Raw genomic sequence first — 26,287 nt, 5'->3', positions numbered from 1 at the left:
CTCCGTCGCGTTCTCGCCAAGAAGCGGGCCCAGCAGGCTCGCAATCCGGCACCCTGGGGGCCGGCCCCGCACTCGAAGTGACGTGAGGCAGCGACGCGATGATCGATCGCAGCGATCCGCAGTGGTACCGTGACGCCATCATCTACCAGATCCACGTCAAGTCGTTCTTCGACTCGACGAACGACGGGATCGGCGACTTCGAGGGCCTGACCCAGAAGCTCGACTATGTCCGCGACCTCGGGGTCACGGCGATCTGGCTGATGCCGTTCTACCCCTCGCCGCTCCGCGACGACGGCTACGACATCGCCGACTATCGCGACGTCAACCCGTCCTACGGGACGATGGAGGATTTCCGGGCCTTCGTCGCGGCAGCGCACGAGCGCGGCCTGCGCGTCATCACGGAGCTCGTCATCAACCACACTTCGGACCAGCACCCCTGGTTCCAGCGCGCCCGCGAGGCGCCGGCCGGCTCGCCCGAGCGCGACTTCTACGTCTGGTCGGACACCGACGAGCCCTACGGCGACACGCGCATCATCTTCCTCGACACCGAGTCCTCGAACTGGACCTGGGACCCGGTCGCCAAGCAGTATTTCTGGCACCGCTTCTACAGCCACCAGCCCGACCTCAACTTCGACAACCCGAAGGTGTTGGAGGCCGTCATCGAGACCATGCGCTACTGGCTCGACATGGGCGTGGACGGGTTGCGCCTCGACGCGATCCCCTACCTGATCGAGCGCGACGGCACGAACTGCGAGAACCTGTCCGAGACCCACGACGTCATCAAGGCGATCCGCGCGGCGCTCGACGAGAGCTATCCCGACCGGATGCTCTTGGCCGAGGCCAACCAGTGGCCGGAGGAGACCGCGCAGTATTTCGGCGACGGCGACGAATGCCACATGGCGTTCCATTTTCCGCTGATGCCGCGGATGTACATGGCGATCGCCCGCGAGGACCGGCACCCGATCACCGACATCATGCGCCAGACCCCGGAAATCCCGGAGGGCTGCCAGTGGGCGATCTTCCTGCGCAACCACGACGAGCTGACGCTCGAGATGGTCACCGCGGAAGAGCGTGATTACCTCTGGTCGTTCTACGCCGCCGAGCGGCGCGCCCGCATCAACCTCGGCATCCGCCGCCGCCTTGCGCCGCTCTTGGAGAACGACCGGCGCAAGATCGAGCTGATGAAGTCGCTCGTCCTGTCGATGCCCGGCACGCCGGTGCTCTATTACGGCGACGAGATCGGCATGGGCGACAACATCTATCTCGGCGACCGCGACGGCGTGCGCACGCCGATGCAATGGTCGCCCGACCGCAACGGCGGCTTCTCCCGCGCCAACCCGCAGCGACTGTTCCTGCCCGCGATCCAGGACCCGATCTATGGCTACGACGCGATCAACGTCGAGGCGCAGATCCAGGCGCAGACTTCGCTGCTGAACTGGACGCGGCGCATGATCGCGATCCGCAACAACTCCGTCGCGTTGGGGCGCGGTGCGATCCAGTTCCTCTACCCGACCAACCGCAAGGTGCTGGCGTGGCTGCGCGAGCACGAGGGCGAGCGCATCCTGTGCGTGGCCAACCTCTCGCGCGCGCCTCAGGCGGTGCAGCTCGACCTGTCGGATCTCCGCGGGGCGATCCCCGTGGAGCTGACTGGCGGCAGCCAGTTCCCGGCGATCGGCGAGCTGCCCTACCTGCTGACGCTGCCGGCCTACGGCTTCTACTGGTTCTCGCTCTCGGCGGCGAACACGGGCGAGATCGGGCCGCAGCCGGCGACGCCCGAATTGTTCACCCTGGTGCTCACCGGCGGGGTCGAAACCCTCATCGAGGGCCGCGAGCGCACCGCCTTCGAGCGCACGGTGGCACCCGCCTTCATCTACTCGCGTCGCTGGTTCGGTGCCAAGGGCTCGCGCATCAAGGCCGTGCAGGTCGATGACAGCGCCATCGTCAAGGACGCTTCCGGCGAGGGCAAGTTCCTGCTGCCGCGGGTCGCCGTCACGCTCGCCAACGGCGAGCGCCAGGACTACTTCGTGCCGCTCGCCGTCGATGAGGGCCGCGAGGACGAGGCCCTGCTCGACCACGCGGTCGCCCGCGTCCGCCGCGGACCGCGCACCGGCCTGCTCTACGAGGCCGCCGCCGCCGCGCCCTTCGCGGTCGCCCTGATCGAGGCGATGCGCGATGGGGTGACGATCCCCTCCGAGCGCGGCCAGATCGTCTTCTCGACCACCTCGGCCTACGATCCGGAGGTGCCGTTCGAGGCCGCCGACGTGCGTCGCCTCTCGGCGGAACAGAGCAACACCTCCATCGCCATAGGCGCCCGGATGATGCTCAAGCTCCTGCGCCGGCTCCAACCCGGCACCCATCCGGAGATCGAGATCGGCCGCTTCCTCACGGAAGAAGCCCATTTCGCCAACACGCCCGCGCTCCTCGGCGTGGTCGAGCACGTCGCCGAGGACGGCACCCGCACGGCATTGGCACTTCTGCAAAAATTCGTGCTCAACCAGGGCGATGCCTGGACGCTGATGCTGGAGGGCCTGCGGCGCGACTTCGACACCGTCGTGCTCGCCCCCGAGAGCGAGGCCCCGACGCCGGAGGAGGCCTTCGCCTCGCACCTGCGCTGGGCGATCCTGCTCGGGCAGCGCACGGCCGAACTGCACAAGGCCTTCGCGACGCCGACCGAGGACGCGGCCTTCGCGGTCGAGCCGTTCACGGAGGACGACCTCAAGGCGCTCGCGGACGATGCCCGCCATCAGGCCACCCGCGCCTTCCGCGGTCTCGACGCGATCACCGCGTGGTCGCCGGGCTCGGCCGCCGAGGCGCTGGCGTCGCGCCGTGGCGAGGTCGAGGCGCTGATCGCTTCGCTCGCCTCCGGTCCGCTGCGGGGCGCCACCAAGACCCGCATCCACGGCGACTACCATCTCGGTCAGGTGCTGGCGTCCGAGGGCGATCTCATCATCGTCGATTTCGAGGGCGAGCCCTCGCGGCCGGTCGAGCAGCGCCGGGCGAAGTCGACGCCGCTGCGGGACGTCGCCGGCATGCTGCGCTCCTTCGCCTACGGTGCCGAGACCGTTGTGCGCGAGATCGCCGCCCGCTTCGGCGACAGCGAGGAGCGGGCTCGCAACGCGTCGATCGCGTGGCGCGGCATGATCGATGCAGCCTTCCTCGACGGCTATGCCCAGACGGTCGCCGGCAGCCCGGCGGCGGTGGAGGATGCGGAGACGCAAGGCAGGCTGCTGCGCCTGAGCCTGCTGGCGAAGGCGCTCTACGAGGTCGATTACGAGGTCAACAACCGGCCGGACTGGATCGAAATCCCGGCACGGGGGGTTCTCAACATGCTGGACGAGGCCAAGCGCGACCGCGCATCGGCCTGATTCTTTATTCCGCGCGCGGGTCGAGAGTGCCCGCGCCGGTCCGGCTCATGAGAATGAACGAAGCGACGATCGGGACGGAGCGCGAAGCGCCCCGGCTCGTTGTCGTATCGAAACGAGCGCATCGGAAGAGGTGACTGGATGACGGCTCTGGACGACAAGGCTACGCCCTCGAACGAGGGCCGCGCGGCCGCCGACGTCCCGAACAGGTCAGGCTCGGTCGAGGCGGCCAAGACGCCCCGGCCCGCGGATTCGCTGGCGGGCAGCGCGTCCGCGCCGCGCGCCGGTCAGCCCGTGGCCCAATCGCGGAACACCCATCTCGATCCCGACGCCATCGCCGCCGTGATGGCCGCCGACCACGGCGACCCCTTCGGCGTGCTCGGGCCGCATCAGGTCGCCCCCGGCGCTTGGGAGGTCCGCGCCATCCTGCCCGAGGCCAAGGCTGCCCGCTTGCTGACGGGCGGCCAGAACACTCCTTTCGAGCGTGTGCACCCGGACGGGCTGTATGTCGCGAGCGTCAAGGGCGAGGGCCGCCCGCTCTACGAGATCGAGATCGATCTGTGGGACGGCTCGACGGTCCGCCGCCACGACCCCTACGGCTTCGGCCCCTCGCTGGAGCAGCACGAGATCGACGGGCTGCGCCAGGTCGGCAGCAACCTCGTCTACCGCGTCCTCGGCGCCCATGCCGGCACGCTCGACGGCATCGACGGCTACCGCTTCGCCGTCTGGGCGCCCAACGCCCGCCGCGTCAGCGTCGTCGGCGATTTCAACGAGTGGGACGGGCGCCGCCATCCGATGCGCCTGTGGCGCAGCGGCGGCGTGTGGGAGCTGTTCGTCCCCGGCCTCGTTGCCGGCCAGAACTACAAGTTCGAGATCCGCGGCCCCAACGGCGCCTTGCAGCCGCTCAAGGCCGACCCGCTCGCCTTCCGGGCGCAACACCCGCCGCAGACGGCGTCCGTCCTGCACGGACTCGGCGAGCCGGCGTGGCAGGACAAGGCCTGGATGGAGGCTCGCGGCAAGGGCGACCCGCGCCACGCCGCGATGTCGGTCTACGAGGTCCATCTCGGCTCGTGGGCCCGCGTGCCCGGCGAGGGCAACCGCTACCTCACCTACAAGGAGCTGTCCGAGCGCCTGATCCCCTACGTCAAGGAACTCGGCTTCACCCATATCGAGCTGCTGCCGATCACCGAGTATCCGTTCGACGGCTCCTGGGGCTATCAGCCGGTCTCGCTGTTCGCGCCGACCAGCCGCTTCGGCACGCCGGAAGACTTCTGCGCCTTCGTCGATGCCGCGCATGAAGCCGGCATCGGCATCCTGCTCGACTGGGTACCGGGCCACTTCCCCCTTGACGCCCACGGCTTCGGCCTGTTCGACGGCACGCACCTCTACGAGCATGCCGACCCGCGCCAGGGCTTCCATCAGGATTGGGGCACCTACATCTACAATTTCGGCCGCGAGGAGGTCTCGGCCTTCCTCGCCGCCAACGCCCGGTTCTGGCTGGAGCACTATCATCTCGACGGCCTGCGCGTGGATGCGGTGGCCTCGATGCTCTACCTCGATTACTCGCGCCGCGCGGGCGAGTGGATCCCGAACCAGTACGGCGGCAACGAGAACCTCGACGCCATCAACTTCCTGCGCAAGACCAACGAGGCGACCTACAGCCACGCGCCCGGCACCATCACGGTGGCGGAAGAATCCACCTCATGGCCCGGCGTCTCGCACCCGACCTATACGGGCGGCCTCGGCTTCGGCTTCAAGTGGAACATGGGGTGGATGCACGACACCCTGAAGTTCATGTCCGAGGACCCGATCCATCGGCGCTACCACCACCACAACCTGACCTTCGGGCTGCTCTACGCCTTCTCGGAAAATTTCGTGCTGCCGCTCTCCCACGACGAGGTCGTGCACGGGAAGGGCTCGCTGCTTGGCAAGATGCCCGGCGACCGCTGGCAGAAATTCGCGAACCTGCGCGCCTATTTCGGCTTCATGTGGGGGCACCCCGGCAAGAAGCTGCTCTTCATGGGCGGTGAGTTCGGCCAGGAGCGCGAGTGGAACCACAACCAGTCGCTCGACTGGCACCTGCTGGAGGATGGGCTCCACGGCGGCGTGAAGGACCTGATCCGCGACCTCAACCACGTCTACACGGCGACGCCCGCGCTCTACGCCCGCGATGTCGAGCCCGGCGGCTTCCAATGGCTGGTGGCCGACGATTCCGACAACTCGGTCATCGCCTGGGCCCGCAAGGGCAAGACCGAGGGCGAGGTCGTCATCGTGGTCTCGAACTTCACCCCCGTGCCCCGCGAGGGCTACCGCGTCGGCGTGCCGGTGGGCGGCTTCTACCGCGAGGCGATCAACTCCGACGCCGAGCGCTACGGCGGCTCCAACGTCGGCAATATGGGCGGCGTCCAGACCGAGGCGGAGGCGAGCCACGGCCAGCCCCACTCCCTGCGCCTGACCCTGCCGCCGCTGGCGACGCTCATCCTTGTCCGCGAGGGCTGAGCTGCATTCCCCTCTCCCCGCACGCGGGGAGAGGGCCGCGACGACCTCGTTGTCGTCGCGGCAAGCGGTAGCGAGGGTGAGGGGGACTCGACGGAAGAGTCTCGTCCTGAATCGCCCCCTCACCTCCGGCTGCCGCCTCGCTTCGATGACGACAAGGTCATCGAAGCCCTCTCCCCGCACAGCGGGGCGAGGGGATGCGCATTGCACGATCGTGCTACCGTCGCCACTTCAGTTTTGATTTATTCTTAGGATGAGGCATGCTGCCTCCAGCCATCGAAGCCCGGCCCATCGAACGAGGCCCCGGTTCGACCGCGGAGGAACCATGAACGAGATCGTCAAGCCGGACTCCCTGATCGTCGCCGAGGCCGAGAGCCTGACGGAAACGTTCTTCGGCGGTTGCCCGCACGATTGCCCCGACACCTGCTCGATGCTGTTCGACGTCAAGGACGGCCAGCTTCAGGGCGTGCGCGGCAACCCGGATCATCCGATGACCCGCGGCGGCCTCTGCGTGAAGCTGAAGGATTACGAGAAGCGCCACTACCATCCCGACCGGCTGCTCTACCCGATGAAGCGGGTCGGCCCGAAGGGCTCGAAGGAGTTCGAGCGCATCACCTGGGACGAGGCGCTGGACACCATCGTGTCGCGCTGGAAGGGCATCATCGACCAGTACGGCCCGCAAGCCATCGCGCCCTACAGCTATCTCGGCAACCAGGGCCTCGTGCACGGGCTGAACGGCGGCGACGCGTTCTTCAACCGCATGGGCGCGACCGTCACCGAGCGCACCTTCTGCGGCGAGGGCTCCTGCACCGCATGGCTCCTCACGGTCGGCCCGACCGCGGGTCTCGACCCGGACAGCTACATCCACTCGAAGTACATCGTCATCTGGGCCTGCAACTCGGTCAGCACCAACCTGCACCACTGGGCCATCGTGAAGGACGCGCAGAAGAAGGGCGCCAAGGTCGTCGTGATCGACACCTACGCCTCGCGCACCGCCAAGGCCGCCGACTGGCACATTGCGCCCAAGCCCGGCACCGACGGCGCGCTCGCCATGGCGCTGATCAATTCGATCATCGAGCAGGGCCTCGTTGATCAGGACTACGTCGACAACTACACCGTCGGCTTCCCCGAGTTGAAGGAGCGCGCCGCCACCCGCACGCCCGAATGGGCCGCCGAGATCACCGGCGTCTCCGCTGACGACATCCGCAAGCTCGCCCGCGAGATGGCGACCGAGCAGCCGGTGGGCATCCGCATCGGCGTGGCGCTGGAGCGCCATTACGGCGGCGGCCAGACCATCCGGGCGGTCGCCTGCATCCCGGCGCTCACCGGCGCGTGGCGCCATGTCGGCGGCGGCATCACCCAGTTCGGCGTCTGGGAGCACCCCTACAAGTTCGACGTCATCTGCCGCCCGGACCTGATCCCGGAGGGCACCCGCGTCGTCTCGAACCTGCAGATCGGCCGGGCGCTGACCGGCGAGATGCAGCTCGACCCGCCGATCATGTCCATGATGTGCTGGAACTCGAACCCGGTGACGCAGGCGCCCGAGACCGACAAGATCGTCGAGGGGCTGATGCGCGAGGACCTGTTCATGGTCTCGGCCGAGCACTTCATCTCCGACACCGCCTCCTACGCCGACATCCTGCTGCCGGCGACCATGGGCGCGGAGATGGAGGACATGATCCTGTCCTGGGGCCACCTCTACCTCACCTACAACACCAAATGCGCCGAGGCGCCCGGCGAGGCGATCCCGAACAACGAAATCTTTCGCCAGCTCGCCGCCCGGCTCGGGTTCGAGGAAGAGAACTTCAAGTGGACCGATTCGGAGTGCCTGGAGCACTACGTCGATTGGAGCGCGCCGGCCTGCGAGGGCATCGATCTGGCCTACATGCGCGAGCACGGCTTCGCCCGCCTGAAAGTGGGCACGCCCGACGACCGCGCGCCGCATAAGGAGGGCAACTTCCCGACGCCGACCGGCAAGTGCATGCTGAAGGTCGAGGGCGCCACGAACTTCGTCGCCCCCCCGTTCCGGCAGATGTACGAGGGCTTCCAGCCCGGCGAGGCGCTCGACCCGCTGCCCGATTACCTCGGCCCGCGCGAGTCGCACACGAACGATCCGGAGCTCGCCAAGCGCTTCCCGCTCAACATCGTCTCGCCGAAAAGCCACTACTTCCTGAACTCCTGCTACGCGAACATGGAGGACAAGCAGAAGGGCCAGGGCGAGCAGTTCGTGATGATCAACCAGGCCGACGCCGATGCCCGCGGCATCCGCAACGGCGACCGGGTTCAGGTCGGCAACGACCGCGGCGCCTTCAAGGGCGTGGCGCGCATCACCGACGACGTGAACGCCGGCATCGTGGTGGCGACGCTGGGCTACTGGCGCCAGCTCAACGAGGGCACGGTCAACAGCATCTCGTCGGGCGCGTTCACCGACATGGGCCACGCGCCGTCGTTCTCGGACAATCTGGTCGAGGTCTCGCGCTCGAACTGATGGGCGGTCTCTAGAGCATCGTCCCGAAAGGTGGTTTCCGCTTTCGGAAAAAGACGATGCGGTACAAGGATATAGAACGTCGTCCTGGATCCGATATCCAGGATGACGTTCTAGCGAGACGCTGCCGCGCATCCCCTCTCCCCGCACAGCAGGGAGAGGAGGGCGCCTTACCGCCCCGGCGGCTGCCCCTTTGCCCGGCGGAATGCGTCGGCCAGAGCCCCACCGCGCTCCGGCTGCGGCGCCGGCCGCAGCGGTGCCTGCACCGGCCGCGGGCCCACACTCCGCGGCGCGACCGCCATCCCGTCCACCGGATCGTCCAGCCGCATCGACAAGCCGATGCGCTTGCGCGGCACGTCCACCGACAGCACCAGCACCCGCACCACGTCGCCCGCCTTCACCACCTCGGACGGCGCGGCGATGCGGCGGCGCGCCATCGCCGAAATATGGACCAGGCCGTCCTGATGGACGCCGACATCGACGAAGGCGCCGAAGGCCGCGACGTTGGTGACGACGCCCTCCAGCTGCATCCCCGGCTTGAGGTCGGAAATCTTTTCGACGCCCTCCTGAAAGCTCGCGGTCTTGAAGGCGGGGCGCGGATCGCGGCCGGGCTTTTCCAGCTCACTGATGATGTCGCGCACCGTCGGCAGGCCGAAGCGCTCGTCGGCGAAGCGCTCGGGTGAGAGGGAACCGAGCACGGCCGCGTTGCCGATCAGCACGGTGATGTCGCTCTTGGTCGCTTCGAGAATGCGCCGCACCACCGGATAGGCCTCGGGGTGGACGCCGGAGCGGTCGAGCGGGTCGGTGCCGTCGGGGATGCGCAGGAAGCCCGCCGCCAGCTCGAAGGTCTTGGGCCCGAGCCCCGGCACCTTCTTCAGCGCTGCGCGGGTGCGGAACGGGCCATTGCCGTCGCGGTGGGCCACGATCTTGGCCGCCACCGATTCGCCGAGGCCGGACACCTGCGCCAGAAGCGGCACGGACGCCGTGTTCACATCGACGCCCACCGCATTCACCGCGTCCTCCACCACGCCGTCGAGGGAGCGCGACAGCTTCTGCTCGCCGATATCGTGCTGGTACTGGCCGACGCCGATGGATTTCGGGTCGATCTTCACCAGCTCGGCCAGCGGGTCCTGAAGGCGCCGGGCGATCGAGACGGCGCCGCGATGCGACACGTCGAGATCGGGCAGTTCCTTCGAGGCGATGGCGGAGGCCGAGTAGACCGAGGCGCCGGCCTCCGAGACCATCACCTTGGCCATCGTCAGATCGGGGTTGGCGGCGAGAATCTCGGCGGCCAGCCGGTCGGTCTCGCGCGAGGCGGTGCCGTTGCCGACCGCGATCAGCTCGACGCCGTGGCGGCGGCAGAGCTTTCCGAGGGAAGCCACCGCCTCGTTCCAGCGTCGCTGCGGCTCGTGCGGATAGGTGGTCTCGACGGCGAGCACCTTGCCGGTGGCGTCCACCACCGCCGCCTTCACGCCGTTGCGATAGCCCGGATCGAGCCCGAGGGTGGCGCGGCCTCCGGCGGGAGCGGCGAGCAACAGATCCTTGAGGTTGCCGGCAAACACCTTCACGGCGGCGTCCTCGGCCCGCTCGAACAGGCGGGTGCGCAGATCGGCCTTGATGCCGGTGCGGATCTTGGTGCGCCACGCGACCCGCACCGTTTCCAGCAGCCACGCATCGGCCGGGCGCCCGCGGGTCGAGACGGCGTGGCGACGGCACACCGCCAGCTCGAACGGGCCGGGGAGGCCCGACGGCGAATCCTCGCCCTCCGCCGCGAGCCCGACCTCCAAGACCTCCTCGGCCTCGCCGCGAAACAGCGCCAGCACCCGGTGCGACGGCATCTTGTCGAGGCGCTCGCGCCAGTCGAAGTAATCGGCGAACTTCTGGCCGGTCGCCTCCTTGCCCTTGCGCACGCGCGAGACTGCCTCGCCGGTCCTCCAAAAATCCTCGCGCAGGCGCCCGATCAGGTCGGCATCCTCGGCGAACCGCTCGATCAGGAGGGCGCGGGCCCCCTCCAGCGCGGCTTCAGCGGACTCGATCCCCTTCTCGGCCGCGACATAGGCCTGCGCCGCCCGCTCCGGGCTCGTCTCCGGCTTGGCGAGCAGCATCTCGGCCAGTGGCGCCAAGCCGGCCTCGCGGGCGGTCTGCGCCTTGGAGCGGCGCTTGGGGCGGAACGGCAGATAGATGTCCTCCAGCCGCGCCTTGGTCTCGGCGCCCGCGATCGCCGCCGCCAACTCCGGCGTCAGCTTGCCCTGCGCCCGGATGCTCTCGGTGATGGCCGAGCGGCGCTCGGCGAGGTCGCGCAGGTAGCCGAGGCGCTCGGACAGCGTGCGCAGCTGCGCGTCGTCGAGCGAGCCCGTCGCCTCCTTGCGGTAGCGGGCGACGAAGGGGACCGTGTAGCCGCCGTCGAGCAGCTCGACCGCCGCCGCGACCTGCCCCTCACGGACGCCGAGTTCCTCGGCGATGAGCCCGTTCACGCTCTTCGTCACGGCCATCCAGAGATCTCCATCGCGGCGGCAGGGGGCACGGGGATAAAGCGGCGGCGGTGAGACGCAAGGCGAGAGTTCGTCAGGGCAGGTCGTCGTCCGGCGCGGCGATCAACGCTTCCCGGCGCAGGGCGGCGCGTTCGTCCGCCTCCTCGCGGCATTTCAAAAGATGGCCGGCGCGGTTGACCACCTGAAGGTTCGGCGCGCCCCAATAGCTCAGCAGGAACGGCCAGGGCAGGTCGCGCTCCTCGCGCCAGACCCGGTAGAGCGGCAGGCGGTGATCGACCTCCGAGCCGCGCAGCAGGCGCTTGCCCGAGACGGCGCAGCGGTGGCGCTGGCGCGCCTTCAGGTCCTTGAGGTGATCGCTCGGCGAGCACCAGAACTCCCAGGCGATGACACAGGCGGCGTGCCAACCGGCCCGCTTGCTCGGGGCGCCGTCGCCCGCCAGATCGCGGTGCCAGCCGAAGCGGAAGACCGGCCCGCCGCAGACGCGGCAGGCGCCGAGGCCGGGAGCGTGGGCATCCTCGCGATAGGGCGCGGGCGGCACCCGGAAGCTTGCGGGCCGGCCCTCGCCGCGCCCCACCTGCCACGTCCAGCCCTCCGGCGCGCCGGTGCGGGCGGCGAGCGCGCGGGCGAGGCGGTCGGCCCGCAGCACGTGATGGCGCCAGTAGCTCGCCACCGCCCGGCTCGGCGTCGGTGGGATCAGCGGCCGGGTCAGCGCATGGTGCAGGACATGCGCGGGAAAGCCCGGCCGCAGGGATTTTTCCAGCCGAGCCCGGGCCGCCGCGTTGCGGCTCTCGCGCCATTCCGATGTCGCCATGGCAGCGGCCTAACCCGGCGTGGTGGGCCCGCGAAAGGGGAGGGCGGCTCCATGCCCGGTGGTCGCCTCCCACCGTCGCATCGGGGCCACAGGCCGGCCGGATCGTGCCCCTCCGCACGCGTGGCCCAGGCGATGAGAATGAACGTTCATTGACATGAGAATGAACGTTCACTATCAAATTCCGCAGCGCAGGAGGTTCCCGTGAGTGTCTCTCTCGATCGTCGTTGGGAAGGGTCCGTGGTTCGCCCGAGCCGGCTCCAGCTCCGGCTCCTGCGCATCACCCAAGAGATCTGCACACCGGCCAACCTCGCCCTCTGCCTCGTCGTGGCCCTGGCGTGGCTCGCACTGGTCGGCTGGACCGGGGCGGGCCAGACGGGCTGGCAGGCGCGGCTCTGCGCCGAGCTGGACCTCCAGCCGCACGCCTGCGCTCTGCTGCCCGGAGCCTCCTCGTGAGCGCGGGCGCCGTCGTCGCGGCCCGGATCGAACCGACCTCCGCGCAGGCCGCGCGGCAGGCGCACATCCTCGACGCGGCCGAAGCCTGCTTCGTGCGCAACGGCTTCCATCGCACGACGATGCAGGACCTCGCCCGCGAGGCGGCGATGAGCCCCGGCAACATCTACCGATACTTCGATTCCAAGGAGGCGGTCGTCCTCGGGCTCGCCGAGCGCGATCGCGAGCGCGGCGCCGTGCTGGTCGAGGCGCTGGAGCGGGCCGGCGACCGGCACGCCGTGCTCACCGGCATCCTCGCCGCCTACTTCTCCGAGATGACCCGCGGCGCGGCGATCCTGCGCCTCGACCTCTGGGGGGAGGCGACCCGCAACCCGGCCATCGGCGCGATGGTCGAGCGCGGCGACGCGGAGGGCCGCACGTGGCTCGTCGAAACCTTTTCGGCCATCGCCCCGGCTTGCGACGCCGCCGGCCTGTTCGAGGCGGTCGCCCCCCTGATGAAGGGCCTCATCGTCAGCCGCGCGCTGATCCCCGATTACGAGGCCGGTCCGGCGATCAGGCAGTTGCTCGCCCTGATCGATGCGGGCCTCACCGAAAAGGCCGCCCGATGAGCGCCGCCCGCCGTCTGTTCCTCTTCGCCGCCGCAGGGCTCGCCATCGCGGCGGCTCCGGCCGCTCGCGCCGAGACCGCGCCGGCCGTGACGCCCCGCGCCCCCGCCGTCAGCGTGGTCGAGGCCGCGCGCCGCGAGATCGTCGAGAGCGTCGTCGTCACCGGCACGCTGGTGCCCCGCGACGAAATTCTGGTCTCGCCGGAGATCGACGGCTATCGCATCGTCGAGCTTCTGGTGGAGGAGGGCGCCCGCGTCGCCAAGGGTCAGGTGCTGGCCCGCCTCAACCGCGACCTGATCGACCGCCAGCTCGCCCAGCAGGCGGCCCTCGTCGAGAAGGCCACCGCCGCCGTGCCGCAGGCGCAAGCGAGCATCGAGCAGGCCGAGGCCGCCGAGACGGAAGCGCGCCTCTCCTTCGAGCGGGCCAAGTCGCTGATGCAGACCGGCAACGCCACGGCTGTCGTCATGGAGAGCCGCACCGCCGCACTTCGACAGGCCGAAGGTAAGCTGACCTTCGCCCGCAACGGCCTCTCGATCGCCAAGGCCGATCTGGCCCAGGCCCAGGCCGTAAAGGCCGAACTCGAATTGCGGCTCGCCCGCACCGAGATCCGCGCCCCGGAGGCCGGCATCGTCAGCCGCCGCACGGCGCGGGTCGGGATGTCCGCATCGTCGGCCGCCGAGCCGCTGTTCCGCCTGATCGCGCGGGGCGAGATCGAGCTGGAGGGCGAGGTCATCGAGACCAAGCTCCCGCTGCTCCGCGAGGGCGCGCCCGCCTTCATCGAGATCGGCGAGGGCGAGCGCGTGTCGGGCTCCGTTCGCGTGGTCTATCCGGAGGTCGACCGGGCAAGCCGGCTCGGCAAGGTGCGCGTGCGGCTCGATGCCGACCCGCGGCTGCGCATCGGCACCTTCGTGCGCGGCGCGGTCGAACTCGCCCGCACCCGCGGCGTCACCGTGCCCCAGGCCTCGGTCCTCTACGGCGGGGGCAAGCGCAGCTCCGTCCTCGTCGTCGCGGACGACAAGGTGGAGTCGCGCGAGGTCCGCACCGGCCTGTCAGACGACGACGACATCGAGATTCGCACCGGGCTGAACGACGGCGAGCGCGTCGTCGCCCGCGCCGGCAGTTTTTTGCGGGATGGGGACAAGGTCCGTCCGGTCTCCGTCGCGGCACGGGCTCCGGCGGTCGCCGCAGCCCCCTCGCCGCAAGCCACCGCGGACGCGCGCTGACGCGCGTCGGCCTCATTCCGAAATTGCTTGAGCGGGCCGCCCGATGCGCCTGAACGTCTCGGCTTACGCGATCCGCAACCCGATCGCGCCCCTGGTCCTGTTCCTCGTGCTGATCGTGCTCGGCCTCGTCAGCTTCCGGGGCTTGGCCGTCACCCGCATGCCGAACGTCGACGTGCCGATCGTCTCGGTCACGATCACGCAAGGGGGAGCGGCGCCCTCCGAGTTGCAGACGCAGGTCACGAAGTGGGTCGAGGACTCGATCGCGGGCGTGCGCGGGGTCAAGCACATCACCTCGGCGATCACGGAGGGCTCGTCCGTCACCACGGTCGAGTTCCGGCTCGAAGTGAACACCGACCGCGCCGTCAACGACGTGAAGGATGCGATCTCGAAGATCCGCATCAACCTGCCCCGCACCATCGACGAGCCGGTGATCCAGCGCGTCGAGATCACCGGCCTGCCGATCCTGATCTACGGCGTCACCGCCCCCGCCATGACGCCCGCCGAACTGTCGTGGTTCGTCGAGGACAAGGTCGCGCGCACGCTCCAGGGCGTGAAGGGCGTCGGCGGCGTCGAGCGCGTCGGCGGCGTGGCGCGCGAAATCCGCATCACGCCCCAGCCCGACCGGCTCTTGGCGCTCGGCATCACCGCGGCCGAGGTCAACCGGCAGGTGCGCGCCACCTCCGTCGACATGGCGGGCGGGCGCGGCGAGATCGGCGGGCGCGAGCAGTCGATCCGCACATTGGCCGCCGCGCGCACCATCCGCGACCTGAAGGCCACCACCATCGTCCTGCCCGGCGGGCGCAAGGTTCGTCTCGACGACCTCGCCACGGTGGAAGACGGCATCGAGGAGCCGCGCACCTTCGCCCGCTTCAACGGCGCGCCGGTCGTCGCCTTCTCGGTCTCCCGCGGCTCGGGTGCCAGCGACGCGGAAGTCGCCAAGGGCGTCGAGCAGAAGATCGCGGAATTCCGCGAGGGCTATCCCGACATCCGCTTCGAGACCATCGATTCCTCGGTGGCGGCGACCATCGGCAGCTACGATTCGGCGATGCACACCCTGATCGAGGGCGCATTGCTCGCCGTCCTCGTGGTGTTCCTGTTCCTGCGCGACTGGCGCGCCACGCTGATCGCGGCGATCGCGCTCCCGCTCTCGGTCTTCCCGACCTTCTGGGCGATGGACGCGCTCGGCTTCACCCTCAACGGCATCAGCCTGCTCGCCATCACGCTGGTGACCGGCATCCTGGTCGACGACGCCATCGTCGAGATCGAGAACATCGTCCGCCACATGCGGCTGGGCAAATCGGCCTACCGCGCCGCCCTGGAAGGCGCCGACGAGATCGGGCTCGCCGTCATCGCCATCACGGCGACGCTGATCGCGGTGTTCGCCCCCGTGTCCTTCATGCCGGGCATCGCCGGCCGCTACTTCATCCAGTTCGGCCTGACCATCGCGGTGTCGGTGTTCATGTCGCTGTTGGTGGCCCGCCTCATCACGCCGCTCCTGGCCGCCTATTTCCTGCGCGACCACGGCCATGCGGAGGAGCGGGAAGGGCCGGTGATGCGCGCCTACGGCCGGCTCGTCGGCTGGTCGGTGCGCCACAAGTGGATCACGCTGTTCGTCGGGCTCGCGCTCTTCGTCGGCTCGCTGGCCTCCACCAAGCTGCTGCCCTCCGGCTTCGTGCCGAAGCAGGACAACGCCCGCACCCTGTTCATGATCGAGCTGGCGCCGGGCGCGCGCCTGCCCGACACCATCGCGGTGGCCGACCGGGTGGTGGAACGCATCCGCGCGCTTCCCGAGGTGGTCTCGGTCTTCGTGGACGGCGGGCGCCAAGCGGGCGGCAAGAAGGAGACGCGGCTTGCCACCCTCATCGTCAACCTGACGCCGAAGAACCAGCGGGCCAAGCGCCAATGGACCATCGAGTCGGAAGTCGCGGCGCTGCTGGCCGACGAACCCGATATCCGCTCGTGGACGCTCCGCGACAGCGGCCAGCGCGATCTGGCCCTTGTCGTCGGCGGTCCGGACGTGGCGGTGGTGAGCGAGGTCGCAGGCCGTCTCCAGCGCGACATGGCGGCGATCCCGCACCTCGTCTCGGTGATGTCCACGGCACCGCTCAACCGCACCGAGGTGCGTATCCGCCCGAAAGCCGGTGCCGCGGCCGATCTCGGCGTCTCGACCGACACCATCGCCGAGACGGTCCGCGTCGGCACCATCGGCGACATCGGCTTGAATCTGGCGAAGTTCAACGCCGCCGACCGGCAGGTGCCGATCCGGGTGCAGCTGCCCGAGAGCGCCCGCGGCGCGGTGGCGCGGCTGGAGAACCTCAAGGTTCCGGCCAAGAACGGCACCGCCGTGCCGCTCGCAGCCGTCGCCGACATCGAACTCGACCAGGGTCCCGGCGCCATCGAGCGCTACGACCGCGTCGTGCGCGTGGCGGTGGAAGCCAACATGGAGGGTTCCGACGCTTTGGGCTCACTCATCGAGCAAGCGTTGAACACGCCGACCGCCAAAAACCTGCCTATGGGCGTCACGATCCGCCAGACCGGCGACGCCGAGATCATGCAGGAGGTGTTTTCCGGCTTCCTCCTGGCGATGGGCGCCGGGATCATGATGGTCTACGCCGTCCTCGTGCTGCTGTTCGGCAACTTTTTGCAGCCGCTCACGATCCTGTTCTCGCTGCCGCTCTCCATCGGCGGCGCCATCCTCGGCCTGCTGATATTCAAGATGCCGATCTCGATGCCGGTCGTCATCGGCATCCTGATGCTGATGGGGCTGGTGACGAAGAACGCCATCATGCTGGTGGACTTCGCCGTCGAGGAGATGCGCGCGGGCGTGGACCGCGTCACGGCCATCGTGGATGCCGGCCGCAAGCGGGCGCGCCCCATCGTCATGACCACCATCGCTATGGCGGCCGGCATGGTGCCCTCGGCGATGGCCTTCGGCGTCGGCGGCGAGTTCCGCGCGCCGATGGCGGTGGCGGTGATCGCCGGGCTGATCGTCTCGACGCTGCTGTCCCTCGTCTTCGTGCCGGCGGTGTTCCTGCTGATGGACAGTTTGGGGAGTTGGCTCGGGCGCGTCCTCGGCCGCTTCGTCGGCCCGCGGGACGAGGCCGAGCTACCACCCCCTCATCACGCCGCGGGCGTCCATTAGGACGACGCGGCCCACAGGATCGCGCGGCGCTCACGCTCCGCGCGGTGCATCGGTCGGCCCGCGCATCGCCCCCTCGCGCGGGTCGGCCGGTCGTCGTGTCAGGCAGCCCCGCCCTCGTCCGCTCCGGCCGGCCCCATCGCGCCGGCCACATGCCCGAGCTTGTCCGGGTTGCGGATGACGTAGATGCCGGCGATCCGTCCGTCCTCGATCGCCAGGGCCGTCACCTGCAGCACGCCGCCGCGCTCGCGGTTGACGAAGCCCGGCAGGCCATCGACCCGCACGGCGCGCAGGAACGTCGCCGGCTCTGCCGCGTACTTGCGGGCAAGCCCCGCGAACGAGCGCAGGACGCGCTCGATCCCGAGAATCGGGTTGAGGAAGGCGATGACCTTGCCGCCGCCGTCCGAGCGCATCTCGACATCGCGGGTCAGAAGGCTCCGCAGGGTCGCGACGTCGCCGCTGCGCGAGGCGGCGAAGAAGGCCCGGGCGATCCGCTCGCCCTCTTCGGGCGGCACGGGATAGCGCGGGCGCTCGGTCCGGACATGGCGGCGCGCGCGCGGCGAGCTGGCGCACGGCCGGAGCTTCGCGGCCCAACGTATCGGCCACCTCGTCGAGGGGCACGCCGAACACGTCGTGCAGCAGGAACGCCGCCCGCTCCAGCGGCGACAGGCGCTCCAGCGCCAGCATCAGCGTCAGGGTGAGGTCGTCGCCGTCGGGCTCCGGCTCGGCGCCCTCCACCAGCGGCTCGGGCAGCCACGCGCCGACATAGGTCTCCCGCCGGGCGCGGGCCGACTTCATAGCGTCGAGGCAGAGCCGCGCGACGACCCGCGACAGGAAGGCCGCCGGCACCCGGACGCTCGCCTGATCGGCCTCGCGCCAGCGCAGCCACGCGGTCTGGACGACGTCCTCGGCCTCGGCGAAGGAGCCGAGCATCCGGTAGGCGAGCCGCAGCAGCCGCGGACGCTCGGCCTCGAACGGATCGACCCGCGCGTCAGGCCGCGACACCGGAGGATTCTTCCTCGTGGACGCCGCGCAGGCCGACCTGCAACCGGTTCCAAAGGTTGATGGCCCCGATCTGGAGCGTGAGTTGCACCTGCTCGGCCTCCGTGAACTGCGCCTTCAGGGCATCGTAGTCGGCATCCGGTGCCCCCGTCTCGGGCAGCCGCGTCAGCGCCTCGGTCCAGGCGAGCGCGGCCCGCTCCCGCTCGCTGTAGAGGCGCGACTCGCGCCAAGCGTTGAGCAGGTGGAGCCGCATCTCGCCCTCGCCTTGCTTGCGCGCGTCGGTCACGTGCAGGGCGATGCAGTAGGCGCAGCCATTGATCTGCGAGGCGCGCAGCTTCACCAGTTCGAGCAGGCCGTGCTCCAGGCCGCCCGCCCGGAGGCTGGCCTCGACGCCCATCATCGCCTTGATGGCGGCGGGCCCGTGCGCGTAGGGGTTGCCGATCCGAGGGGTCATCTTTCTCTCCTGTCGAGGTTGGGGTCGGTCACCGGATCGGCGTCGTCAGCACGGTCTCGGCGGTGTCGAGGACGAAGACGGCGAGCAGGCGCGCCGGCTCGGTCGCGCTCGCGTTGGCGCTGACGCCGTGGTGGTCGCCGGGCTTCTCGGAAAAGCTCTCACCTGCCCGGTAGACGCGCTCCGGCCCGTCGTTGACCCGGCTGCGGATCGCCCCTTCCAGCACCGTCGCGTAGATGAAGGCGCTCGGCGCGTGGGTGTGGGCCGGCGTGGCGCCGCCCGGCCCGTAGGTCACCGTCACGGCCCGCAAACTCTTGCCCGGTACGTTCGGCAGGGGCTGATCGAACACCATGGCCACCGTCGCGTCCTCGGCCTGCGCGATGCCGGGCTGTCCTGCCAGGAGGAGCAACGCCGTACCGGCCAGCCTCCATCCGCCCGCTCCGATGCCGTTCGAGCCAACACGTCGCATGCCGTTCCCCGTTGTCCGCCCGGACCGTCGATCCGGCTTCGATCGACATGACGAGGTCGGCCGCCGCGGTGTGACATCGCCGCGAAGATTTTTTGGTGCGCGGATGCGAGCCGTCTCATCGGGCGCGCGGACGCGCTATGAGGGCGCGACGGGTGCCGGTGCGGGGAGCGTTTCGAGGTGGGGCAGGCGGCGCAGGCGACGGGCGGGCGCCCCTGGACGCGGGCGCGCCCGACCCTGCGGCAAGTGACCCTGAGGCATGTGCGCCTCGCCAGCGGCCTCGTGCTGTTCGCCTACGTGCTGAGCCACCTGCTCTGCCACGCGCTCGGCAACGTCTCGCTCGGCGCGCTCCATGCCGGGCTGACCGTGAAGGTCGCGCTGTGGCGCAACCCGGTCGCCCTGGTCCTGCTCTACGGCGCGCTCGCCGCCCATCTCGCGCTCGGCCTGCACGCCCTCTACGAGCGCCGGCTGTTTCGGCTGCGGCCGGGCGAGACGGCGCAGCTCCTGCTCGGGCTCGCGGTGCCGCTGCTGCTCCTCGACCACGTCGTCGGCACCCGCATCGCCCAGAGCGCCGAGGGGCTGGCGCGGGGCTATCCGCAGGTGCTCTGGGCGTTCTGGGTCGCGAGCCCGGCGGGCAGCGGCGTGTCGCTGACGCTCGGGCTGCTGGCCGCGTGGCTGCACGGCTGCCTCGGCCTGCATTTCTGGCTGCGGCTGAAGCCGGCCTACCCGCGCCTCGCCCCCTGGCTGCTGGCGGGCGCCGTGCTGGTGCCGGTGCTGGCGCTGCTCGGCACCGTGCAGGGCGGACGCGCCGTGGCGCTCGCCGCCGCCGACCCGGCGTGGCGCGAGCGGGCGTTCGATGTCCGGCGCGTCGGCGACGCGGCCCAGATCGAGCGGCTCGGGGCCATCCGCCGCGGTCTGTTCGGGAGCTATGCAGGCGCGCTCGTCCTCGTGCTGCTGGCGCGGGGCCTGCGCACGCTGATGGAGGTCCGCGGCGGCCTCGTGCGGATCGGCTATCCCGACGGGCGCGTGGTGCGGGTGCCGCGCGGCGCCAGCGTGCTGGAGGCGAGCCGCCGGGGCCGCATTCCGCACGCCAGCATCTGCGGCGGGCGCGGGCGCTGCTCGACCTGCCGCATCCGCGTCGTCGATGGCGAGCGCGGGCGCTTCCTGCCGGCGCCCGAGCGCACCGAGCGCCTCGTGCTGGAGCGCATCGGCGCGAGCCCCGGCATCCGGCTCGCCTGCCAGCTCCGGCCCGACCGCGACCTGACCGTGGCGCCGCTGTTCACGCCCCACGCCCGCGGCGCGATGGCGGGTGTGTCCGAGCGGGCCGGGACCGGCGAGGAGCGCTTCGTCGTGGTTCTGTTCGCGGATCTCCGCGGCTCGACGCGGCTGGCCGAGGAGCGGCTGGCCTACGACACGGTCTTCGTCATCAACCGCTTCCTCGGCGCCGTCGGCCACGCGGTGCGGGCGCAGGGCGGCAGCGTCAACCGCCATCTCGGCGACGGGCTGATGGCCCTGTTCGGCCTCGACGGCGACCGGACCAAGGCCGCCCGCGCGGCCTTGGCCGCCGTCGAGGTCATCGCGGAGGAAGTCGAGCAGTTGAACCGCATGCTCGCCGCCGACCTCGGCGAGCGCCTGCGCTATGGGCTGGGCCTGCATGCCGGCACCGCCATCGTCGGCGAACTCGGCGACGAGGCCGACGCCCGCTTCACCGCGCTCGGCGACACGGTGAACGTCGCGGCACGCTTGGAAGCGCTGACCAAGCCGATGAGGCAGGTCGCCATCGTCTCCGAGGCGGTCTACCGGGCCGCCGGGATCGAACCAGGGGAACTGACCGAGCTGACACTGACCGGCCGGGCACAGCCGCTGCGGGCGCGGCTGATCGGGGCGGGCGAGGCGGCGGTCAGATAAGATCGTACCCCAAACTCGATCATGTTCGGCTGGCCAACCCGGCGCCGCTTGATCCCCCCTCGCCCCGCCATGCGGGGAGAGGGCCGCGACGACCTCGTCGGCGGCGCGGCGAGGCGGCAGCCGGGGGTGAGGGGGCGGTTCCGGAGGAGCCTCTCGCGTGGAGGTCCCCCTCACCGCCGCTCCGGCTTCGCCTGCGCTTCCTGTCGGGACGACAAGGTCCCTACAGGCCTCTCCCCGCGTGCGGGGAGAGGGGGAATGCAGCTGCACTCAAAGCGATCAACAATAGTGTCGCTCAGCGCGTAGGCCCGGTCGAGCCGGTGGCGTCGGCACCCGGCTTGATCGCCCACAGCTCCGTCGGCAGGCTCACCGGGGCGCCGGGCTTGTAGTCGGCCGAGTCCTGGATGTGCGAGGTCGTGACGTAAAGCGTGCCGTCCGGCCCCTCGCTCAGCGTGTCGGGCCAGCGCAGCTGCGGATCCTTCACCAGCGTGGTCAGCGGTGCGTCCGCCTTTGACAGGTCGCGCACCTTCACCGAATCGTCCTGCGGCGAGGTGACGATCATCCGCCCGTCGCGCCGCGTGATGAGGAGGCCGTCGGCGACGCCATTCTCGCCGACCCTGGCCACCTTGCCCGACAGGCTCTTGTCCGAGAGCGTCTCGGGCACGAGCGAGGAGGCGGCCCAGCCGGTGAGCGCGTCGGTCGGCAGGCTGTAGAGCGTACGCCCCTTGATCGCCTGCCAGTAGAGCGTCTTGCCGTCGGGCGAGAGCGCGATGCCGTCGGCGGCGAAGCTCACGCCGCGCCCGTCGGGCCGGCGCAGGGGCTTTCCGTCATAGGCCACGGTCACCGACTTGTCCGGCATGGTCGAGGGATCGCCCGCAAGCAGCCGCTTGGCCGAACCGCCGTCGAGATCCACCACGATCAGGGCACCCTCCGCGCCGGAATCGGTGAGGTAGGCGGTCTTGCCGTCGGGCGAGATGCGCACGTCGTTGAGATAGGAGCCCTGGAGCGCCACGCTCGCGTCGAACGGGATGGTCTTGATCACCGTGTTGGTCTTCAGATCGATGCCGACGAGCTTCGGGCCGTCCTTGATGACCTGGGCCATGGCGGGCGCGGCCGCATCGACCACCCAGAGCCGGTCCTGGGCGTCGGCCACCACGCTTTGCACGCAGACGAAATGGTCCTTGGGCGAGAGTTCGTCGGCCTTGGCATTACGCCAGGAATTCCAGCCCTCGTCGGGATAGGGGACGGGCTTGCCGTCCTTCAATTCGGCCACCGAGACCGGCGCGTCCTCGCTCCAACGCGGGAAGTTGACGAACAGGCGCCCGTCGCGGGAGGCGGTGATGCCGGTCACCTGATGCGCGAAGCCCGCGACCTTGGTGAGTTGCGCCGCCCCCTGCGCCAGGGCGGGCGGGGCCGCGCTGCCCGCGAGCAGCAGCGCGGCGAGCGCGAGGGATTTATGGGTCATGCCGAAAAGCCTTGGCGAAGAAGATGTCCTCCCCGGAACCGGCGTCTCCCCGGCCAAGCTCCCTCACGAAACCGTCAGGCGGGCACCTGATCGATCGAGCCCGGCTCCGCTTCCGCCACGCGGTTGCGCTCGTGGCGGAAGCGGGAGAGGGCCTGATAGGTCCTGAGCCGCGCCCGCATCAGAGAGCCCAGCGGCCGGTGCGCCGCGAGGCTGTGGGCCGGGCGGAACGACAGCACGTCGTCGGCATATCGTTTCCGGGCTTCGCTGAGGGCGTCCTGCTTGGGCAGGACGAGCCGGGCGACGGTGCGGTAGGGACTCCGATCCTCGTCCCAGCGCGTCGAGGCGTCCTCGACCGGCATCGCGTTCAGATCAAGGCAGAGCTGCACCCGGATGTCGAACACCGCGTCGTGGCCGTCGAGATAGCTCTGCACCGCGTGGCGGAACACGTCCGGATCGGCACCGGTATCCAGCATCTCCTCCCTTAGGGCAGTCTGCGCCACGGAAGCCGGGAAAGCCGCGATCTTGGCGACGAACGCGCCGTAGCGGAGCGCGGCTTGCGAGTAATAGGGCTCGGCCAGCGGGTGATGCGGCGCGTGGCCGAAGAAGTCGAGCAACGGCGAACTCTCGCCCTTGACCGCCTTCACCACGCTGTCGAGGGCTCGCGCGGTCTGCGAGACGGCGGCCTTCACGGCTTCCGGCGCCTTCGTACCGGCCTCCAATTGCTTCATGCTGCCCAGAAAACTCTTGGCATCGGGGTTGGGGAAGACCGGGCCGGTGGCGAGCACGAAGTCCTGGGTCGGCGCATCGTGGCCGTCGAGCTTCTCCCCCTCGACGCCGAGCACCTTGATCGCCATGCCGCGATGGGTCGAGACGCGGTCCTTCAGCAGCTCCCCGGCCCCTTGGGCGAAGCGCACGACGACCGGCAGCGTGCGGCCTTCCGCAAACAGCCCCTGGCGCAGCTCGGGGGCCAAGTCGGGAAGGATGTGCAATTCGCCGACCGCCACGCCGCTCACCTTGGCGTGCGAGGCGCGCACCGCGTGGCCGTAGCGTTCGGCGGTGATCTCGCTCTCGTGGGTCATCGAGGCGATGATCTTGTCGATGGTCTCGGCCTCGTCGGGGGCGGGCGTCTCGATGCCGTCGTGGTAGCGGATCGGGCTGGAATCCATGGCGCGTCCTTCCGGTCTTCGGGTCATTCCGGCGAACCGTGTGGCGCAAGGGGAGTTCGATCACATACCCGTTCCCGGTCACGTCGCTTCTCGCGTGCGGGAAGCGGGAGGATTCGGAACGGTTGAGGTTCCCCCGTCGTTGAGAGCGCAGTTTTCATGCCCTTGGAGGACGCTATGCGGAACACTCTTCTCGCCGCCGCCGCCCTGACGCTGGCCGGCCTCACCGGCGCCAGCGCCCAGACCACCGTGATCGAGCGCGACGCGCCGGACCGGGTCGTGGTCGACCGCCCCGCCTCCACCTCCTCGACCACGGTCGAGCGCCGCGACAGCAGCAGCACCGGCTGCTCCAGCAAGACGGTGACGAAGGAGAACGATGTCGGAGACCGCAAGACGGTCACCAAGGAATCCTGCGACTGATTTTTTGGGGACTTTCAGGGTTCCGAACAAAAGAACCCGCCGCGGTCCCCCGCGGCGGGTTCTTTCGTTTTAGCCCCGTCATTGCCAAGCCGAAGACGAGGCGGTCCACCGGGGACCGCCTCGCATCGTCGTCAGGCGTGGGCCAGGATCGCCAGCAGCAGCAGGGCGATGATGTTGGTGATCTTGATCGCCGGGTTCACCGCAGGGCCGGCGGTGTCCTTGTAGGGGTCGCCGACGGTGTCGCCGGTCACCGCGGCCTTGTGGGCCTCGGAGCCCTTGCCGCCGTGATGGCCGTCCTCGATGTACTTCTTGGCGTTGTCCCAGGCGCCGCCGCCCGAGGTCATCGAGATCGCGACGTAGAGGCCTGTGAGGATCACGCCGAGCAGCGAGGCGCCCACCGTGGCGAAGGCCTGCCCCTTGCCCGCGATCGCCTGGATCACGAAGAACAGCACCACCGGCATCAGCACCGGCAGCAGCGAGGGGAGGATCATCTCCTTGATCGCCGCCCGCGTCAGCATGTCGACCGCCCGGCCGTAATCGGGCCGGTCGGTGCCCTGCATGATGCCGGGCTTCTCGCGGAACTGGCGGCGGACTTCCTCCACCACCGCGCCGGCGGCGCGGCCCACCGCCGTCATCGCCATGCCGGCGAACAGGAACGGGATCAGGCCGCCGAGCAGCAGGCCGACCACGACGTAGGGGTTGGAGAGCGAGAAATCGACGGTGACGCCCTGGAAGAAGCGGTACTGCGTCGGGCTCGCGTTGGCGATGAAGTAGTTCAGGTCCGAGGTGTAGGCGGCAAACAGCACCAGCGCGCCGAGGCCCGCCGAGCCGATGGCGTAGCCCTTGGTGACGGCTTTCGTGGTGTTGCCGACCGCATCCAGCGCGTCGGTCGCCTTGCGCACGTCGGAGGGCAGACCGGCCATCTCGGCGATGCCGCCCGCGTTGTCGGTGACGGGACCGAAGGCGTCGAGCGCGACGATGAAGCCCGCGAGCGCCAGCATGGCGGTGACCGCGATGGCGATGCCGAACAGGCCGGCGAGCGCGTAGGTGGCGATGATGCCCGCCACGATGACGATCGCGGGAAGCGCGGTCGATTCGAGCGAGATCGCGAGCCCCTGGATCACGTTGGTGCCGTGGCCGGTGACCGAGGATTCGGCGATCGACTTCACCGGGCGGAAGTTGGTGCCGGTGTAGTACTCGGTGATGACGACGATCAGCGCCGTGATGACGAGGCCGAGCACCGCGCAACCGAACAGGCCACCCGAGGAGAAGGTCGTTCCGGTGTTCGTCGTGAAGGTGGTCGAGAAGGCGCCGAACAGGGCGAAGTTCACCGCGGCGATGGCCCCGACCGAGAGCACGCCGGCCGCGATCAGGCCCTTGTAGAGCGCGCCCATGATCGACTGGTTGGCGCCGAGCTTGACCGCGTAGCTGCCGGCGATCGAGGTGACGATGCAGGCCGCGCCGATGGCGAGCGGGTAGATCATCATGGTTTCGAGCACGGCGTCGTTGCCGGCGAAGAAGATCGCGGCGAGCACCATGGTGGCGACCACCGTGACCGCGTAGGTCTCGAACAGGTCGGCGGCCATGCCGGCGCAGTCGCCGACGTTGTCGCCGACGTTGTCCGCGATGGTGGCCGGGTTGCGCGGATCGTCCTCCGGAATGCCGGCCTCGACCTTGCCGACGAGGTCGCCGCCGACATCCGCGCCCTTGGTGAAGATGCCGCCGCCCAGACGCGCGAAGATCGAGATCAGCGAGGCGCCGAAGCCGAGCGCGACCAGCGCGTCGATGACCTCACGGCTGCCCGGCGCCAGCCCCGCGCCGCGGGTGAGATAGAGGTAGTAGAGCGCCACACCGAGGAGCGCGAGGCCCGCCACCAGCATGCCGGTGACCGCGCCCGACTTGAACGCCACGTCGAGCCCGCCGCCGAGCGACTGCGTCGCGGCCTGCGCCGTGCGGACGTTGGCGCGCACCGACACGTTCATGCCGATGAAGCCCGCCGCGCCCGAGAGCACCGCGCCGATCAGGAAGCCGATGGCGACCTTGATCCCGAGGAAATAGGCGAGGAGCGCGAACAGCAGAATGCCGACGACGCCGATCGTCAGGTACTGGCGCTTGAGATAGGCCTGTGCGCCCTCGGCGATGGCGCCTGCGATCTCCTGCATGCGCTGCGTTCCCGCGTCCCGTCGCATCACGTCGCGGATGGTCACGACACCGTAGGCGACGGCACAGAGCCCGCCCACGATGATCAGCAAGAGTGCGGTCATTCGTGCGTCCTTGGATTTTGATTGTGGTTTTCCGAGCTTGGCCGGGATGGCCACGGGACGTGCTGCTCGGGTCTTTGGGCGCCCTCCC

The 26,287-nt window shown here is 69.8% G+C and carries 16 protein-coding genes and 1 pseudogene; 9 read left to right on the top strand and 8 right to left on the bottom strand.

The features are described 5' to 3' along the window. The first annotated feature begins 98 nt into the window (after positions 1-98). From treS to ASG52_RS01540, 3 genes are all read left to right on the top strand, one after another. A complete protein-coding gene (gene treS, locus ASG52_RS01550) occupies positions 99-3,365 on the top strand; it encodes a maltose alpha-D-glucosyltransferase (RefSeq protein ID WP_056238044.1) in 3,267 nt (1,088 codons plus the stop codon). 138 nt (positions 3,366-3,503) lie between these two features. Then, positions 3,504-5,861 carry a 1,4-alpha-glucan branching protein GlgB gene (gene glgB, locus ASG52_RS01545; protein WP_056238042.1) on the top strand — a complete coding sequence of 786 codons (2,358 nt, stop codon included), beginning with the start codon at positions 3,504-3,506 and terminating at the stop codon, positions 5,859-5,861. 322 nt (positions 5,862-6,183) lie between these two features. Further along, positions 6,184-8,346 carry a molybdopterin-containing oxidoreductase family protein gene (locus ASG52_RS01540; RefSeq protein WP_056238041.1) on the top strand — a complete coding sequence of 721 codons (2,163 nt, stop codon included), beginning with the start codon at positions 6,184-6,186 and terminating at the stop codon, positions 8,344-8,346. A gap of 167 nt (positions 8,347-8,513) precedes the next feature. Here ASG52_RS01540 and ASG52_RS01535 read toward each other — a convergent pair whose 3' ends face one another. Both ASG52_RS01535 and ASG52_RS01530 read right to left on the bottom strand, forming a co-directional pair. Beyond that, the gene (locus ASG52_RS01535) at positions 8,514-10,835 is read right to left on the bottom strand and encodes a Tex family protein (protein WP_056238039.1); all 2,322 of its coding nucleotides are present in this window, start codon (positions 10,833-10,835) and stop codon (positions 8,514-8,516) included. Positions 10,836-10,908: 73 nt separating this feature from the next. Continuing rightward, positions 10,909-11,646, bottom strand: coding sequence for a hypothetical protein (locus ASG52_RS01530; RefSeq protein ID WP_056238036.1), 738 nt, complete (start codon positions 11,644-11,646; stop codon positions 10,909-10,911). 237 nt (positions 11,647-11,883) lie between these two features. Here ASG52_RS01530 and ASG52_RS01525 point away from each other — a divergent pair, with 237 nt between their 5' ends. From ASG52_RS01525 to ASG52_RS01510, 4 genes are read left to right on the top strand one after another with little or no spacing between them, the layout of a single operon-like run. Next, on the top strand, positions 11,884-12,099 hold the full coding sequence (locus tag ASG52_RS01525; protein WP_286158906.1) for a hypothetical protein: 216 nt from the start codon (positions 11,884-11,886) through the stop codon (positions 12,097-12,099). Continuing rightward, positions 12,096-12,704, top strand: a complete 609-nt coding sequence (locus ASG52_RS01520; RefSeq protein ID WP_056238030.1) for a TetR/AcrR family transcriptional regulator — start codon at positions 12,096-12,098, stop codon at positions 12,702-12,704. Before ASG52_RS01525 ends, ASG52_RS01520 begins: the two co-directional genes overlap by 4 nt. After that, positions 12,701-13,924, top strand: coding sequence for an efflux RND transporter periplasmic adaptor subunit (locus ASG52_RS01515; RefSeq protein WP_056238028.1), 1,224 nt, complete (start codon positions 12,701-12,703; stop codon positions 13,922-13,924). The genes ASG52_RS01520 and ASG52_RS01515 overlap by 4 nt, the downstream gene beginning before the upstream one ends. 43 nt (positions 13,925-13,967) lie before the next feature. After that, positions 13,968-17,066, top strand: coding sequence for an efflux RND transporter permease subunit (locus tag ASG52_RS01510; protein ID WP_056238024.1), 3,099 nt, complete (start codon positions 13,968-13,970; stop codon positions 17,064-17,066). A gap of 98 nt (positions 17,067-17,164) precedes the next feature. Here the strand turns inward: ASG52_RS01510 and ASG52_RS01505 are convergent. The 3 genes and pseudogenes from ASG52_RS01505 to ASG52_RS01495 all read right to left on the bottom strand — a co-directional run bounded on the left by ASG52_RS01505 (position 17,165) and on the right by ASG52_RS01495 (position 18,985). Then, a pseudogene (locus ASG52_RS01505) lies at positions 17,165-18,068 on the bottom strand (sigma-70 family RNA polymerase sigma factor). Further along, positions 18,055-18,519, bottom strand: a complete 465-nt coding sequence (locus ASG52_RS01500) for a carboxymuconolactone decarboxylase family protein (protein WP_056238022.1) — start codon at positions 18,517-18,519, stop codon at positions 18,055-18,057. The pseudogene ASG52_RS01505 and the gene ASG52_RS01500 overlap by 14 nt, the downstream one beginning before the upstream one ends. A gap of 28 nt (positions 18,520-18,547) precedes the next feature. Further along, a complete protein-coding gene (locus ASG52_RS01495) occupies positions 18,548-18,985 on the bottom strand; it encodes a cupin domain-containing protein (RefSeq protein ID WP_082552290.1) in 438 nt (145 codons plus the stop codon). 177 nt (positions 18,986-19,162) lie between these two features. On the opposite strand from ASG52_RS01495, the gene ASG52_RS01490 reads away from it, so the two are divergent. Then, positions 19,163-20,890 (top strand): adenylate/guanylate cyclase domain-containing protein, encoded by a 1,728-nt coding sequence (locus ASG52_RS01490; protein ID WP_056238012.1) that lies wholly within the window; start codon positions 19,163-19,165, stop codon positions 20,888-20,890. Between the two features lie 292 nt (positions 20,891-21,182). On the opposite strand, the gene ASG52_RS01485 is transcribed toward ASG52_RS01490, so the two are convergent. Both ASG52_RS01485 and ASG52_RS01480 read right to left on the bottom strand, forming a co-directional pair. Then, positions 21,183-22,352, bottom strand: coding sequence for an L-dopachrome tautomerase-related protein (locus ASG52_RS01485; RefSeq protein ID WP_056238008.1), 1,170 nt, complete (start codon positions 22,350-22,352; stop codon positions 21,183-21,185). Between the two features lie 74 nt (positions 22,353-22,426). Next, on the bottom strand, positions 22,427-23,518 hold the full coding sequence (locus ASG52_RS01480; protein WP_056238005.1) for a catalase family protein: 1,092 nt from the start codon (positions 23,516-23,518) through the stop codon (positions 22,427-22,429). 174 nt (positions 23,519-23,692) lie between these two features. Here ASG52_RS01480 and ASG52_RS01475 point away from each other — a divergent pair, with 174 nt between their 5' ends. Then, the gene (locus tag ASG52_RS01475; RefSeq protein WP_056238003.1) at positions 23,693-23,935 is read left to right on the top strand and encodes a hypothetical protein; all 243 of its coding nucleotides are present in this window, start codon (positions 23,693-23,695) and stop codon (positions 23,933-23,935) included. 131 nt (positions 23,936-24,066) lie between these two features. Here ASG52_RS01475 and ASG52_RS01470 read toward each other — a convergent pair whose 3' ends face one another. Beyond that, positions 24,067-26,199 carry a sodium-translocating pyrophosphatase gene (locus ASG52_RS01470; RefSeq protein ID WP_056238001.1) on the bottom strand — a complete coding sequence of 711 codons (2,133 nt, stop codon included), beginning with the start codon at positions 26,197-26,199 and terminating at the stop codon, positions 24,067-24,069. Positions 26,200-26,287 lie beyond the last annotated feature (88 nt).

The sequence above is a fragment of the Methylobacterium sp. Leaf456 genome (assembly GCF_001425465.1).
Taxonomy (GTDB): Bacteria; Pseudomonadota; Alphaproteobacteria; order Rhizobiales; family Beijerinckiaceae; genus Methylobacterium.
Note: the sequence above shows the minus strand (reverse complement) of the source record. Positions and strands in the feature narration are given on the sequence as shown.

Coding starts and splice junctions, on each gene's coding strand:
- treS (WP_056238044.1), top strand. CDS start 99: ATGATCGATCGCAGCGATCCGCAGTGGTACCGTGACGCCATCATCTAC.
- glgB (WP_056238042.1), top strand. CDS start 3,504: ATGACGGCTCTGGACGACAAGGCTACGCCCTCGAACGAGGGCCGCGCG.
- ASG52_RS01540 (WP_056238041.1), top strand. CDS start 6,184: ATGAACGAGATCGTCAAGCCGGACTCCCTGATCGTCGCCGAGGCCGAG.
- ASG52_RS01535 (WP_056238039.1), bottom strand. CDS start 10,835: ATGGCCGTGACGAAGAGCGTGAACGGGCTCATCGCCGAGGAACTCGGC.
- ASG52_RS01530 (WP_056238036.1), bottom strand. CDS start 11,646: ATGGCGACATCGGAATGGCGCGAGAGCCGCAACGCGGCGGCCCGGGCT.
- ASG52_RS01515 (WP_056238028.1), top strand. CDS start 12,701: ATGAGCGCCGCCCGCCGTCTGTTCCTCTTCGCCGCCGCAGGGCTCGCC.
- ASG52_RS01510 (WP_056238024.1), top strand. CDS start 13,968: ATGCGCCTGAACGTCTCGGCTTACGCGATCCGCAACCCGATCGCGCCC.
- ASG52_RS01500 (WP_056238022.1), bottom strand. CDS start 18,519: ATGACCCCTCGGATCGGCAACCCCTACGCGCACGGGCCCGCCGCCATC.
- ASG52_RS01495 (WP_082552290.1), bottom strand. CDS start 18,985: ATGCGACGTGTTGGCTCGAACGGCATCGGAGCGGGCGGATGGAGGCTG.
- ASG52_RS01485 (WP_056238008.1), bottom strand. CDS start 22,352: ATGACCCATAAATCCCTCGCGCTCGCCGCGCTGCTGCTCGCGGGCAGC.
- ASG52_RS01480 (WP_056238005.1), bottom strand. CDS start 23,518: ATGGATTCCAGCCCGATCCGCTACCACGACGGCATCGAGACGCCCGCC.
- ASG52_RS01475 (WP_056238003.1), top strand. CDS start 23,693: ATGCGGAACACTCTTCTCGCCGCCGCCGCCCTGACGCTGGCCGGCCTC.
- ASG52_RS01470 (WP_056238001.1), bottom strand. CDS start 26,199: ATGACCGCACTCTTGCTGATCATCGTGGGCGGGCTCTGTGCCGTCGCC.